This is a genomic window from Agreia sp. Leaf244, assembly GCF_001422695.1.
GTDB lineage: Bacteria > Actinomycetota > Actinomycetes > Actinomycetales > Microbacteriaceae > Agreia.
This window is the reverse complement of record NZ_LMLX01000004.1, coordinates 35,497-48,996: the sequence shown is the minus strand read 5'-3', so window position 1 is coordinate 48,996 and position 13,500 is coordinate 35,497. Positions and strand designations below refer to the sequence as shown.

The 13,500-nt window shown below is 68.4% G+C and carries 13 protein-coding genes; 12 read left to right on the top strand and 1 reads right to left on the bottom strand.

From position 1 onward, the window contains the following. Window positions 1-18: 18 nt before the first annotated feature. The 8 genes from ASF06_RS19715 (at window position 19) to ASF06_RS12240 (ending at window position 8,145) form a co-directional block, all read left to right on the top strand. Window positions 19-615 (top strand): TetR/AcrR family transcriptional regulator, encoded by a 597-nt coding sequence (locus ASF06_RS19715; RefSeq protein ID WP_162237702.1) that lies wholly within the window; start codon window positions 19-21, stop codon window positions 613-615. Further along, window positions 612-1,853: an MFS transporter gene (locus tag ASF06_RS12270; RefSeq protein WP_055947424.1), complete on the top strand. Its 1,242-nt coding sequence runs from the start codon at window positions 612-614 to the stop codon at window positions 1,851-1,853. Before ASF06_RS19715 ends, ASF06_RS12270 begins: the two co-directional genes overlap by 4 nt. 5 nt (window positions 1,854-1,858) lie before the next feature. Beyond that, entirely contained in the window at window positions 1,859-3,091 is a 1,233-nt protein-coding gene (locus ASF06_RS12265; RefSeq protein WP_055947421.1) for an alanine racemase, read from the top strand. After that, window positions 3,088-4,422 (top strand): D-arabinono-1,4-lactone oxidase, encoded by a 1,335-nt coding sequence (locus ASF06_RS12260; RefSeq protein ID WP_055947418.1) that lies wholly within the window; start codon window positions 3,088-3,090, stop codon window positions 4,420-4,422. The genes ASF06_RS12265 and ASF06_RS12260 overlap by 4 nt, the downstream gene beginning before the upstream one ends. Then, on the top strand, window positions 4,419-5,861 hold the full coding sequence (locus tag ASF06_RS12255) for a GH1 family beta-glucosidase (protein WP_055947416.1): 1,443 nt from the start codon (window positions 4,419-4,421) through the stop codon (window positions 5,859-5,861). Before ASF06_RS12260 ends, ASF06_RS12255 begins: the two co-directional genes overlap by 4 nt. An 18-nt stretch (window positions 5,862-5,879) precedes the next feature. After that, on the top strand, window positions 5,880-6,596 hold the full coding sequence (locus ASF06_RS12250) for an esterase/lipase family protein (RefSeq protein ID WP_055947412.1): 717 nt from the start codon (window positions 5,880-5,882) through the stop codon (window positions 6,594-6,596). 70 nt (window positions 6,597-6,666) lie between these two features. Beyond that, window positions 6,667-7,233, top strand: a complete 567-nt coding sequence (locus ASF06_RS12245) for a LemA family protein (RefSeq protein ID WP_055947409.1) — start codon at window positions 6,667-6,669, stop codon at window positions 7,231-7,233. Between the two features lie 18 nt (window positions 7,234-7,251). Next, the gene (locus tag ASF06_RS12240; RefSeq protein WP_055947407.1) at window positions 7,252-8,145 is read left to right on the top strand and encodes a M48 family metalloprotease; all 894 of its coding nucleotides are present in this window, start codon (window positions 7,252-7,254) and stop codon (window positions 8,143-8,145) included. Here ASF06_RS12240 and ASF06_RS12235 read toward each other — a convergent pair. After that, entirely contained in the window at window positions 8,142-9,332 is a 1,191-nt protein-coding gene (locus tag ASF06_RS12235) for a winged helix-turn-helix domain-containing protein (protein ID WP_055947404.1), read from the bottom strand. The two genes, ASF06_RS12240 and ASF06_RS12235, sit on opposite strands and share 4 nt — an antisense overlap. 154 nt (window positions 9,333-9,486) lie before the next feature. On the opposite strand from ASF06_RS12235, the gene ASF06_RS12230 reads away from it, so the two are divergent. The 4 genes from ASF06_RS12230 to ASF06_RS12215 are packed head-to-tail and all read left to right on the top strand — an operon-like array spanning window position 9,487 to window position 13,492. After that, the gene (locus ASF06_RS12230) at window positions 9,487-10,623 is read left to right on the top strand and encodes an ABC transporter substrate-binding protein (RefSeq protein ID WP_055930059.1); all 1,137 of its coding nucleotides are present in this window, start codon (window positions 9,487-9,489) and stop codon (window positions 10,621-10,623) included. A 21-nt stretch (window positions 10,624-10,644) separates the two neighbouring features. Next, window positions 10,645-11,586 (top strand): ABC transporter permease, encoded by a 942-nt coding sequence (locus ASF06_RS12225; protein WP_157439196.1) that lies wholly within the window; start codon window positions 10,645-10,647, stop codon window positions 11,584-11,586. Next, window positions 11,583-12,413: an ABC transporter permease gene (locus ASF06_RS12220; RefSeq protein WP_055947401.1), complete on the top strand. Its 831-nt coding sequence runs from the start codon at window positions 11,583-11,585 to the stop codon at window positions 12,411-12,413. Before ASF06_RS12225 ends, ASF06_RS12220 begins: the two co-directional genes overlap by 4 nt. Further along, window positions 12,410-13,492 (top strand): ABC transporter ATP-binding protein, encoded by a 1,083-nt coding sequence (locus ASF06_RS12215; RefSeq protein ID WP_055947398.1) that lies wholly within the window; start codon window positions 12,410-12,412, stop codon window positions 13,490-13,492. The genes ASF06_RS12220 and ASF06_RS12215 overlap by 4 nt, the downstream gene beginning before the upstream one ends. Window positions 13,493-13,500: the final 8 nt, after the last annotated feature.

Genomic DNA, 13,500 nt, shown 5'->3' with positions numbered 1-13,500 from the left:
TCGGGAGGGCGAACCGCGATGACCAGGATGTCCGCACAGGACCGTCGAGTCGAGCTCGTCGCCGCAGCCTTCCGGGTCGTCGCCGCCCGGGGCGTGGCGTCGGCCAGCGTTCGAGCGATCTGCCAGGAGGCGGGAATGGCCCTCGCGAGCTTCCATTACGCGTTCGAGTCTCGAGACGCACTCATGGCCGAGCTGGTGAACGTGGTCGTCGAGGCCGAGCGAGGGGCCATGCTGCCGCCGTTCGCTCCGGGGGAGTCCTTTCGCGACACCGTCAGACTCGGGCTCGAGCGGTACCTCCAGTATCTGCGCTCCGACCCGCACAGAGAGAAGGCCATGCTCGAACTGACCCAGTACGCCTTGCGCACGCCCGCACTCGAAGCGGTCGCCTCCCGGCAGTACGAGCGCTACCACTCCCTGGCAGAAGACGCCCTCGCCACCGCGGCAGAGCTCTGGAATGTGACCTGGACGATGCCGATCGTCGATGTCGCCCGCATCCTCGTGGTGGTCTTGGACGGCGTCACCCTCTCGTGGCTCGTCACTCGGGACGACGAAGCGGCCGCACGGGCGCTCGACTTCGCGGCCGATTCCGTCGCGGGTCTGGCGGTCGCCGCATGAGCGTGTTCGCCGAACCCGTCCGTCGTGTCGGGGGCGGCTGGATCGCCCTCTTCGCGGCCGCCTGGCTCGGCGTCTGGATGGCCCAGCTCACGCCGGTGCAGCTGCTGCTGCCCGTGCAGATCGAGCAGCGCCTGGGGGCTGCGTCGTGGGTGGACAACGTGGTCGCATTCGGGGTGATCTCGGGAATCGCCGGAGTCGCGGCCTTCATCACCTTCCCCGTCACGGGACTCCTCTCCGACCGCACGACCTCGCGCTTCGGCAGGCGGCGCCCGTGGATCGCCGGCGGCGCACTGCTGTTCGCGGTCTCGCTGCTGCTTCTGGGCCTGCAGGAGGGCTTCGTCGGCATGGGCGTCTTCTGGACCCTCTCGATCATCGGCTTCTGCGTCCTCACCGCGGCGCTCACGGCCACGATCTCCGACCGGGTTCCCGTGGGCCAGCGCGGCTTCGTGTCGGGGTGGATCTCCGCTCCGCAGGCGATCGGCACGATCCTCGGCCTTGTCCTCGTGCTCACCCTGTTCACCGGTCAGTTCGGAGGATACGCCGCGATGGCGGTGCTGCTCGTCCTCCTGGTCGCGCCCTTCCTGATCTTCGGCGACGACGAGGTGCTGACCCGCGAGGCCGCACGCAGCGTACCGCGCGGGCGGTTGATCGACGAACTGTGGATCAGTCCCCGCCTGTACCCGGACTTCGGCTGGACCCTGCTCGGCCGCATCCTCGTCAACACGGGCAACGCGCTCGGCACGACGCTGCTGCTGTATTTCCTCATGTACGGCCTGAATGACGAGAACGCCGAAGACGACCTGATCGTGCTCACCCTGATCTACATGGTCTTCGTGGTGCTCTCCTCGCTCGGCGCCGGCGCCCTGAGCGACCGACTGGGCCGTCGGCGCATCTTCGTGTTCGTGTCGTCGACGCTGCAGGCGGTGGCCGCGCTGCTGCTCGCCTTCGTGCCGGAGCTGTCGGTCGCCATGATCGCCGCCGGGCTGCTGGGCGCCGGCTACGGATGCTTCCTCAGCGTCGACCAGGCGCTCGCGACGCAGGTGCTGCCCGACCCCGCGACCCGGGGAAAGGACCTCGGCATCATGAACATCGCGACGGCCGTGCCGCAGGCCATGGCGCCCCTGCTCGGAGCCGCCGTGGTCGCCTGGCTCGGCGGCTTCCAGGGACTCTTCATCCTGTCCGCGCTCTTCGCCTTCGGCGGCGCCCTCGCCGTCGCCCGAATCAGATCCGTGAGGTAAGTACCGTGATCCCTCCTCTCCTCCGCCCCGACACCGAGCCATGGCGCACGCCGTCGACCTGGTGGCCGCGCCTGGCCGCGGCCACGGCGCACCTCGAGACCCCGCTCGCCGCCGTCAGCCTCGAGGCGTTCTCGCACAATGCCTACGACATGCTCGACAGGGCCGCCGGAACGACCATCCGTGTCGCATCCAAATCGGTGCGCATCCGGTCTCTGGTCGATGCCGTGCTCGCGCTCGACGGATACGCGGGGGTGCTGGCGTACACGCTTCCCGAGGCGCTCTGGCTGGCCGAGACGATCGACGACGTCGTCGTGGGCTACCCGAGCGTCGACGTCACGGCGATCCGCGAGCTCGCCTCGAGCCCGGAGCTCGCCTCGCGGGTGACGCTGATGATCGACTCGCTCGACCACCTCGACTTCATCGACGAGGTCGCGCCACCCGGCACGCGCGAGGATCTTCGGCTCTGCCTCGAGATCGACATGTCATTCGTCACGCGGCCGCTCGGCCACGTCGGCGTGTGGAGATCCCCGGTGCGCGAGGTCGCCCAGGCCCGGCGCCTGGCAGAGGCCATCGAGCGACGCCCCGGCTTCACGCTCGTGGGCATCATGGGCTACGAGGCGCAGATCGCCGGCGTCGGCAACAGGCCGAGGGGCAATCCTGCGCGCGCCGTCGTGCTCGATTGGATGCAGACGCATTCTGTGGCGGAACTCACCGACAGGCGCGGCGCGATCGTCGAGGCGGTGGGGCGCATCTCGCCGCTGGAGTTCGTCAACGGCGGAGGCACAGGCTCGCTCGAGAGCACGTCGGCGGATGCGTCGGTGACGGAGATCGCGGCCGGCTCCGGCCTGCTGGGCGGTCACCTCTTCGACACGTACTCCCGATTCAAGCCCGCCCCCGCAGCGGCGTTCGCGCTGTCGGTGGTGCGCAAGCCGACGCCGAGAATGGCGACGCTCCTCGGGGGCGGCTGGATCGCATCCGGACCGCCGCAGAAGGACAGGACCCCCGAGATCGTCTGGCCGGAGGGGCTCGAGCTGCAGGCCCGCGAGATGGCCGGCGAGGTACAGTCGCCCCTGTCGGGCGCGGCCGCCGCCGAGCTGCGGATCGGCGACCGGGCGTGGCTGCGGCACACGAAGTCGGGTGAACTCGCGGAGCACGTGTCGGAGGTGGCGATCGTGTCGGGCGACGAGGTCGTCGCGATGGTTCCGAGCTACCGAGGAGAAGGGAAGGCGTTCCTATGAGTGCAAGCGGCGCCGTGTGGCGCAACTGGGGTCGCACCGAGGCTGTGCGCCCGAAGCGTGTCGAGCGGCCGACGAGCGCGGGCGCCGTGCAGCGGGCCGTCATCGCCGCGGCTCGCTCGGGGCTCACCATCAAGGCGGTCGGAGCGGGGCACAGCTTCACCGGCATCGCTGTCGCACCCGGGGTGCAGCTCGACCTGGATGCCCTCACCGGGCTGGTCGGCGTCGACACCGATCGCAAGCGGGTCACCCTGGCCGCCGGCACGCGTCTCTTCGACATCCCCCGCCTCCTCGAACCCCTCGGCCTCGCGATGCCCAACCTCGGCGACATAGACCGGCAGAGCATCAGCGGGGCGATCTCGACCGGAACGCACGGAACGGGCTCCGAGTTCACCGGCATCGCCGGCCAGGTTCGCGGCGCCGTGATCGTCACGGGCGACGGGGAGCTCCTTCGCGTCTCCGACACCGAGAACGCCGAGCTGCTGCCGGCCGTGGCGCTCGGACTCGGCGCCCTGGGCATCCTCGTCGAGGTCACCCTCCAGTGCGTCGACGCGTTCGCCCTGCACGCCCGCGAGGTGCCGCTGGCCCTCGGCGGTCTGCTCGACGTCGCACCGATGTCGCTCGGATCACTCGCCGAGCGGGTCGAGGCGAGCGATCACTTCGAGTTCTACTGGTTTCCGCACACCCGCACGGCGGTCACGAAGACGAACACGCGCCTTCCCGCCACGGGGGAGCTGAGGCCCCTGACACCCCTGGCCCGCTTCACCGAGGACGTGGCGCTGACGAATGGCGTCTACCGGGCTACCTGCGCTGCAGCCGTCGCCCTGCCCGGAATCATTCCCCGGGTCAACGGCATGGCGGAACGCCTGATGGGCAACCGCGAGTTCTCCGATCGCTCGCATCGCGTCTTCGCCACGCGGCGCACCGTGCGCTTCCGCGAGATGGAGTACGCGATCCCGGCCGAATCGGTTCCGGATGCGCTGCGCGACGTGATGCGGCTCATCGACGACCGCGGCTGGCGGATCTCGTTCCCCGTCGAGGTGCGCTTCGCCCGCTCCGACGAACTGTGGATGTCCACCGCCTACGGCAGGGAGAGCGGCTACATCGCCGTGCACCGCTACTACCGCGAGGATCCGACCGAGTACTTCTCAGCGGTCGAGGAGATCATGCTCGGCTACGGCGGACGCCCGCACTGGGGCAAGATGCATACGAGGGATTCGACAGCGCTCCGCGACATGTATCCGCGCTACGACGACTTCCTCGCCGTGCGCGATCGCCTCGATCCCCAGCGCGTCTTCGCGAACCCCTACCTGAATCGAGTACTCGGAGAATGACGTCGAAGGCCACACGCTTCCCGAGCGCGGAGACGCTCGCCGCCGAACTCCGTCGTGACTTCGTGCTGGGTGTGGCCACGAGCGCATTCCAGATCGAGGGGGCGACGAGGGAGGGCGGGCGCGGTGCGTCGACGTGGGATGCGTTCATGCACCAGCCCGGCCGTATCCGGGGCGGAGCGACCGCGGATGTCGCGACCGATCACATCCATCGCCTCGACGAGGACGTCGACCTCGTGCGCGACCTCGGTGTCGACTCCTATCGGTTCTCGATCTCGTGGCCCCGGGTGCAGCCCGGCGGCTCGGGCCGGTTGAACGACCAGGGCGTGGCCTTCTACGACCGTCTCATCGATCGGCTGCTGGCCGACGGGATCAGCCCGATGGCCACCCTCTTCCACTGGGACACGCCGATCGAGCTCGCCGGGGGCTGGCTGTCCCGAGACACCGCGCAGCGGTTCGGCGAGCTCGCCTTCCTGCTGGGAGAGCGCTTCGGTGACAGGGCCGACCACTGGGTCACCGTGAACGAGCCCGCGACCGTGATGCTCAACGGCTACGCCCTGGGCATCCACGCGCCGGGGGAGACGCTTCTGTTCGACGCGCTACCCGTGGCGCACACCCTGCTGCTCGGTCATGGCTACGCCGTCGAAGGCCTCCGAGGCGCGGATGTGAAGGGTCTCGTGGGTATCACCAACGTGCACACGCCCACCTCCGGCGCGACCGCGTCAGACGAGGACACCGCGTTCGCGGGGCTGTTCGACCTGCTGCACAACCGCATCTTCGCCGACCCCGTGCTCCTGGGTCGGTACCCGCAACCCCTCGACGAATTCGCGTCTCTCGTCAAGCCGCTCCTCGAGGTCGACTCCCGCGATCTCGACATCATCTCGCAGCCCCTCGATTTCTACGGGCTCAACTACTACTTCCCCACGCGCATCGCCGCGGGGGCGGGCCGCGCCGTGTCGCCCGACGGGGACGCGGCCGCGATGACCTCGCTGCCGTTCCACCTCGCACCCTGGCCGGAGTTCGCGACCACCGGATTCGGCTGGCCGATCGCTCCAGAGTTCCTCGAGACCACGCTCACGGAGATGGCAGAGAGGTACGGGTCGGCCCTGCCGCCGGTGTTCATCACCGAGGGGGGAGCCAGCTTCTCCGAGTCCGTCGTGTTCGACGAGCGCACGGGGGAACGCGTCGTCGCCGACCCGAGACGGATCGACTATCTGGCTCAACACCTGGAGTCCGCCCTGCGGGCCACCGCGCCCGGCGGACCGGCGGCATCCGTCGATCTGCGGGGCTACTTCGTCTGGAGCCTTCTCGACAACTTCGAGTGGGCGGCGGGCTACAGCCAGCGCTTCGGCCTGGTGCACGTCGACTTCGCCACCCAGGAGCGCACGCCGAAGGACTCGTACCGCTGGCTGCAGGCGCTGGCCGGAAACCGCAGACGGTAGACGCCTAGGCTTACGGGCATGTCGCCCCGCCTCCGCGCCCCCCGCCGCCTGCGCGACCGCGCCGGAGTCTGGATCGGCGACTACGCCTACGCGCTCGCGGCCGAACGCCGCAACGCGCAGGCGCGGCCCGACCCGGTGCCGTTCGAGACGGGATCGGGCAGACCCGTCCTCCTCGTGCCCGGCGTCTACGAGAAATGGGAGTACCTGCTCCCCGTCGCGGAGGCACTGCACGGGCAGGGGCATCCGTGCTTCGTCGTGCACGGACTGCAGCGCAACAGCATCCCGATTCCCCAGGCCGCCAGGATGGCCGGTTCCGTGCTGCGCGAGCGCGACCTCACCGACGTGGTGATCGTGGCGCACAGCAAGGGCGGGCTCATCGGCAAGCACGTGCTCGCCTTCGACGATCCGGATGGGCGGGTCGCGGGGGTGGTCGCGATCGCGTCGCCCTTCCAGGGCTCGACCCTCTCGCGGCTGCCGCTCACGAGGCCGCTGCGCGAGTTCGCGCCGGGGCAGGGGAGCATCGCCGCGCTCGCGGCGGAGAAGGCGATCAACGAGCACATCATCTCGATCTACCCGTACTACGACACCCACATCCCGAGCGGCAGCGAGCTCGCCGGTGCGACGAACATCGCCCTGCCTCTCAGCGGTCATTTCCGTGTGCTCGCCGAGCCCTCGGTCATAGCGGAGGTGCTGCGCGCCGTCGAATACCTGCCGCAGGCGGAGCGACGCCCCTGAAGAGGGATGATCTCTGGGAGCTTGCTCCACAGCGAACCGGGTCTGCTGGGGGTTGGCTTATAGTGATCGCATGGAATGGCTCATCCCGGTAATCGTCGTCGTCGTGCTCGTGGCCATCATCGGAATCTATCTGTGGGCCACCTACAACTCTCTCGTCACCCTGAAAGTGCGCGTCGACGAGGCGTGGAGCGACATCACGGTGCAGCTCAAGCGCCGCGCCGACCTCATCCCGAACCTCATCGAGAGCGTGAAGGGGTACGCGGCGCACGAGAAGGGCGTCTTCGAGTCGGTCACCGCGGCGCGCGCCGAGACCCTGCAGGCGCAGGGCCCGGTCGACGCGTCCGTCGCCGAGACCCACATGCAGTCTGCCCTCAAGAGCATCTTCGCCGTGGCCGAGGCCTACCCCCAGTTGCAGGCCAGCCAGAACTTCCTTCAGCTGCAGGCCGAACTCGTCGACACCGAAGACAAGGTGCAGGCGTCACGGCGCTTCTACAACGGTGGAGTCCGCGAGCTGAACACCAAGATCCGCGTGTTCCCGAACAACGTCTTCGCCAAGAGACTCGGCTTCACCGAGCGCGAGTTCTTCGAGGTGGCCGACCTGGCCGCCATCGCAGAGCCGCCGCGCGTGCAGTTCTAGCCTCCGAGCGGGGGCCGAATGTACCGGGCGATCGCCAGGAACAAACGCAACACCGTCTTCATCATCCTGGTTTTTTTGCTGATCATCGGCGGGCTGGGATGGCTGGCGAGCGCGATCTACCAGAACACCACGATCGTGATCATCACCGTCGCGGTGTCCATCGCGTACGCCGCGTTCCAGTACTTCTTCGCCAGTCGGCAGGCCATCATGTCGAGCGGCGCTGTGCAGATCCAGAAGGCAGACAATCCGCGGCTCTGGCGCATCGTCGAGAACCTGTCGATAACGACGGGCACGCCGATGCCCGCCGTCTACATCGTGAACGACCCCGCCCCCAACGCCTTCGCCACCGGCCGTGATCCGCAGCACGCCAGCGTCGCGGCTACCACGGGCCTGCTCGACATCATGACGGATGCCGAACTCGAGGGGGTCATGGCCCACGAACTCGGTCACGTGCGCAACTACGACATCCGCGTCTCGATGATCGTGTTCGGCCTCGTCGTGGCTGTCGGCTTCATCGCCGACATGTTCCTGCGCTTCGCCTTCTTCGGGGGCGGACGCAGCAACAACAACGGGGGCGGAGGCGGAGGCAACCCGGTCGTGCTCATCCTGGGGCTCGTCGCCATGCTGGTCGCTCCGCTGGTCGCCGGCCTCGTGCAGGCGGCGGTGTCGCGCCAGCGCGAGTACCTCGCCGATGCCACAGGGGCGCTCACCACACGGCATCCGGATGCCCTCGCCAGCGCCCTCGAGAAATTGCAGGCCTACGGGCGGCCGATGCAGAAGCAGTCGTCGTCGATGTCGCACATGTGGATCGCAGACCCGCTGAAGCCCGGCATGCTCACCCGCCTCTTCAGCACGCACCCGCCCATCGTCGACCGGGTCGCGCGCCTCGAGAAGATCGGCGGCGAGTTCTAGCTCGACAGCTCCGCGGCGAGTGACGCAGCCAGGTTGCCCTTCTGCGACACCTCGATGTCGGTGAGCCCCTGCCACTGCATGGTCTGGCGCAGCACCGGTGCGAGCCTGGCCGCCGTCTCGTCGGGCGCACCCGGCTCCGACCACGACGCCCGCACCCGCAGCACAGCCGCCTGCCGGTCGTTCTTGAGGTCGAGCCGGCCGACGACGCGGTCGTCGACGAGCACGGGCAGCACGTAGTAGCCGAACACTCGCTTGGGTTCGGGCGTGTAGATCTCGATGCGGTAGTGGAAGTCGAACAGCCGCAGCGCCCGGGCGCGGGCCCAGACGACGGGATCGAACGGCGAGAGCAGCGCCGTCGCATCCATTCGCCTCGGGAGCCGGGCGTCGCGATGCAGCCACGCGGCCTTGCCCCAGCCGTCGATGGTGACGGGAAGCAGCTCGCCGGACTCCTCGAGTTCGCGGATGGCCGGCACCGCGTCGACGGCCTTGAGCCTGAAGTAGTCGGCGAAGTCGTCTGCGGTGCCCACGCCGTGCGCGCGGGCGGAAATGGAGATCAGCCTGCGCATGGCCTCGTCGCGCGGAACCTGCAGCTCTCGCACCGATGCGGGCAGCACCTGTTCGGGAAGGGCGTAGACCCTCTCGAACCGGGTGCGGCCGGCGCTCACCACGTCGCCCCAGCGGAAGAGGGTCTCGAGCCCGCGCTTCACGTCTGACCAGCCCCACCACGAGCCGCTGCGCGTGTTCGACTCGTGCTCGATCTCACTCGCACGCATCGGCCCCTTCTCCGCCAGTTCTGCGAGAAGCCACTCGGTCATGGGCCTGTTCGCGTTGAACCACGACTCCGAGTCGGCCGCCCACTTCTCGCGATACTCCTGCTGTCGCCAGCGCAGAAGGGGAAGCGTGTCGACGGGAATGAACGACGCCTCGTGGGCCCAGTACTCGGTGATGCGTGGCGAGTAGGTGAGCCGGTCGAGCTGCGCCTTGTCATAACCGCCGAGGCGGGCGAAGACCGGCAGGTAGTGGCTTCGTTCGAAGACGTTGACCGAATCGATCTGCAGCAGGCCGAGCCTGTCGATCAGCGACGCGAACTGGCGGATGCCGGGAGGGGCGCCGGTGGACGGGCGGCCGAACCCTTGGGCGGCGAGGGCGACGCGGCGGGCCAGGGCGGGAGACAGCGATGAGGCCATGCCATGAGGGTACCCATGTGCCACCGACAGCGAGACACGCGCCGTTCACCTCGGCGATACCGGGCGGTCGCATCCAGGTCGTGCGGCACTCATAGCGTCGGCACGTCGGAACCACAGCCGAATCCGACACCCGCCCGATCCACCTGGAGGACTCTTGCTTTCCACCCGCACAGCCATCGCCGGCATCGCCGCTGCGATCGCCCTCACCCTCACGCTCAGCTCGTGCGCGAGCACCTCGGCCGACGCCTCCGCAGACGGCGGAGTCGACGCCGCGACCGCCACCAGCGTCTCGGCATTCGGCGACCTCGCCGGCCTCGAAGAGGCCGCCAAGGCCGAGGGCGCCCTCAACGTGATCGCGCTTCCTCGCGACTGGGCCAACTACGGCGCCGTGCTCGACGCGTTCTCTGCGAAGTACCCCGAGATCACCATCACCGAGGCCTCGCCCGATGCGTCCAGCGCCGAGGAGATCCAGGCGGCCGACAACCTGGCCGGACAGGACACCGCCCCCGACGTCTTCGACGTCGGCGCCGCGGTGGCCCTCGCCAACACCGACAAGTTCGCCCCGTACCAGGTCGAGACCTGGGCTGACATCCCGGATGCGCTCAAGGAGCAGAGCGGCCTGTGGGTCGGCGACTACGGCGGATACATGGCGATCGGCTACGACCCCGACGCCGTTCCGGCTCCGACGAGCCTCGACGACCTGCTCGGCGACGAGTACAAGGGCAAGGTCGCGATCAACGGCGACCCCACGCAGGCCGGGGCCGCCTTCGCGGCCGTGGGCATGGCATCCGTTCAGAACGGCGGATCGACCGCCGACTTCCAGCCGGGCATCGACTTCTTCTCCGAGCTGAACAAGGCCGGCAACTTCGTGAAGATCGACCCGACTCCTGCAACGATCGCCTCCGGTGAGACGCCCGTCGTCTTCGACTGGGACTACCTGAATGTCGGCTACGGCAAGGACCTCGACGGCCAGCGCAAGTGGGAGGTCGTCGTGCTCCCGGGCACCGGCTACGCCGGCTACTACAACCAGGCCATCAACGCCGACGCTCCGCACCCGGCCGCCGCGCGCCTGTGGCAGGAGTTCCTCTACAGCGACGAGGCCCAGAACCTGTGGCTCGCCGGTGGTGCACGTCCCGTTCGTGCCGACGCCATGGCCGAGGCCGGCACGATCGACGAGAAGCTCTTCGACGCACTGCCCGAGACGCCCGACGAGACCGTCGTGCCCTCGGCGAAGGAGTCCGAGGACGCCGCCGCGCTGCTCGGCAGCAACTGGGCCGCAGCGGTTCAGTAGCCAAGAAAGAGACAACACCTGATGGCTGACACCCTCGTGTCGGTCGTCGCTCCCCTCGAGGGCGTCGAGCCTGCAGCAGTGCAGGCTCGACGCCCCGAGTCGTCGCGACGGGCGGCCTTCACCGTGCCGAGTTTCCTCGGCCTCGTTCCGTTCGCGGCGTACATCCTCCTTTTCCTCGGTCTGCCCACCGCGATCGCCCTCTTCACCGGCTTCCTCGACGGCACCGGCTCGTTCTCGCTGACCAACATCGAGGCACTTGCCGACCCGCTGATCCTCACTACTTTCGGCAACTCGATCGGGCTCTCGGCCCTCACCGCGGTCATCGGTTCGGTTGTGGGTGCGGCCTGCTGCTACGCGCTGATCGGAACCAATCCCACGGGCCTGCTGCGTTCCGTCGTGGACTCCGCCAGCGGGGTTCTCGCCCAATTCGGTGGTGTGATGCTGGCGTTCGCGTTCGTGGCGACCATCGGCATCCAGGGCATGGTCACCGTGTACCTGAAAGACTCGTTCGGAATCGATATCTTCGCCGACGGCGTCTGGCTCTACGAACTGCCGGGTCTGATCCTCCCGTACATCTACTTTCAGGTTCCCCTGATGATCATCACGTTCCTTCCCGCTCTCGAGGGCCTCAAGCCCCAGTGGGCCGAAGCGAACGCCAGTCTCGGGGGCTCGCGCGCAACCTACTGGTGGCGCATCGGCATCCCGGTGCTCACGCCGTCGTTCCTCGGCTGCCTGCTGCTGCTCTTCGCCAACGCGTTCTCGTCGTTCGCCACGGCCGCCGCGCTCACCAGTCAGGGATCGCAGATCGTGCCGCTCCAGATCCGCGCGGCCCTCACGAGCGAGACCGTGCTCGGCCGAGAGAACCTCGCCGGTGCGCTCGCCCTCGGAATGATCGTCGTGATGGTTATCGTCATGACGCTCTACTCGCTGCTGATGAAACGGTCTGCGAAGTGGCAGCGATGAGTGGCCAGGCGAAGGCATTCCGGCCCGAGCCCAGCGCGCTCACGCGCTGGCTGATCCTCGGCATCGTTGGGCTCGTGTTCCTCGTGCCCATCATTGCGATGGTCGAGTTCACCCTGCGTCGCGGGCTCGAGGGCGGCTACGACTTCAGCCGCTGGATCGCCGTCTTCTCCGGAGGACTGACGGGGGAGTACAAGGGCATTCTGACCGCCCTCGGCAACTCGGTCGTGCTCGCCATCGTCACCGTCATCGTGATGCTCGTCATCCTCGTTCCGACCATGATCCTCGTGCAATTGCGCTTCCCCTATTTGCGCCGGGCGATGGAATTCCTCTGCCTGCTGCCCATCACCATCCCCGCGATCGTGCTCGTCGTCGGACTCGCCCCCGTGTACTCCGTCGTGGCGAAGATGTTCGGCAGCGGAGTATGGACCCTGTCGTTCGCCTACGGCATCATCGTGCTGCCCTTCGCCTATCGCGCCATCCAGGCCAACCTCCAGGCCATCGACGTGATCACCCTCAGCGAGGCCGCCCGCTCGCTCGGTGCCGGATGGCTGACGGTGCTGCTTCGAGTACTCCTGCCCAACCTGCGCCGCGGCATCCTCTCGGCCTCGTTCATCTCGGTCGCCGTGGTGCTCGGCGAGTACACCATCGCCGCGCTGCTGAATCGGGTCAACCTGCAGACCGCACTGGTCATCGTGTCGAAGTCCGATCCCTTCGTCGCCGTGATCTTCGCCCTGCTGGCTCTCGTCTTCGCCTTCCTGCTGCTGCTCGCCATAGGCAGGGTCGGCGCCCCCCGTAGAAAACGATCCTCGACCGGAGCATCCTCATGAGTCTCTCCACCCGATCCGCTCCACGCCACGACCGCGCTGCTCGCGGAGCCGGCGCCACCGTCGAATTCCGCTCCGTCGTCAAGGAGTTCCCGGGGCATCGGGCCCTCGACGGCGTCGACCTCACCCTGCAGCCCGGCGAGTTCGTCGCGCTCCTCGGCCCCAGCGGCTGCGGCAAGACCACGGCTCTGCGCGTGCTCGCCGGCCTCGAGGACGCGACAAGCGGCAGCATCACGATCGACGGCACCGACGTCTCTGACCTGCCCGCGAACAGGCGCGACATCGGCATGGTCTTCCAGTCGTACTCGCTCTTTCCGCACCTCACGGTGTTGTCGAACGTCGAATTCGGGCTCCGGATGCGCAAGGTTCCGAAAGACGAGCGTCGAACGCGTGCGCTGGCCGCTCTCGACATGGTCGGCCTCGGCGTGCACGCCGAGCGCTACGCTCACCAGCTCTCCGGCGGACAGCAGCAGCGCGTGGCGCTGGCCAGGGCGCTCGTGACGGAGCCGCGCGTGCTGCTGCTCGACGAGCCGCTGTCGGCGCTCGATGCCCGCGTGCGGGTGCAGCTCCGAGACGAGATCCGGCGCATCCAGATCGATCTGGGAATCACCACCCTGTTCGTGACGCACGACCAGGAGGAGGCCCTCGCGGTCGCCGACCGGGTCGCGGTGATGCGGGCGGGCACGATCGAGCAGATCGGTGCTCCCGAGGAGTTGTACACCCGGGCGAGAACGTCGTTCGTGGCCGAGTTCGTCGGGCTCAGCAACCGTCTCGACGGCGTGGTCGACGAGTCGGGAACCGTCGTGGTCGAGGGCGTGCGGCTGCCCCTCATCGACACGACAACGCCGCTCGGCCCGGTCTCCGCCTATGTGCGCCCGGAAGATGTCGTCTTCAGCCCCGAGGGAATCCCCGCGGAGGTCGTGTCGAGCAGCTTCCTCGGCAGCTTCCGCCGCACCACGGTGCGTCTCTCCTCGGGCGCGCTGGTGCGCATCCAGCATGGCGCGACGGCACCGGCGGCGGTCGGCGACAGCGTCTTCCTGGCACTGACCGGGGCGGCCGTGGCGGTGCAGCAGCGCGCCTAGAATAAGGA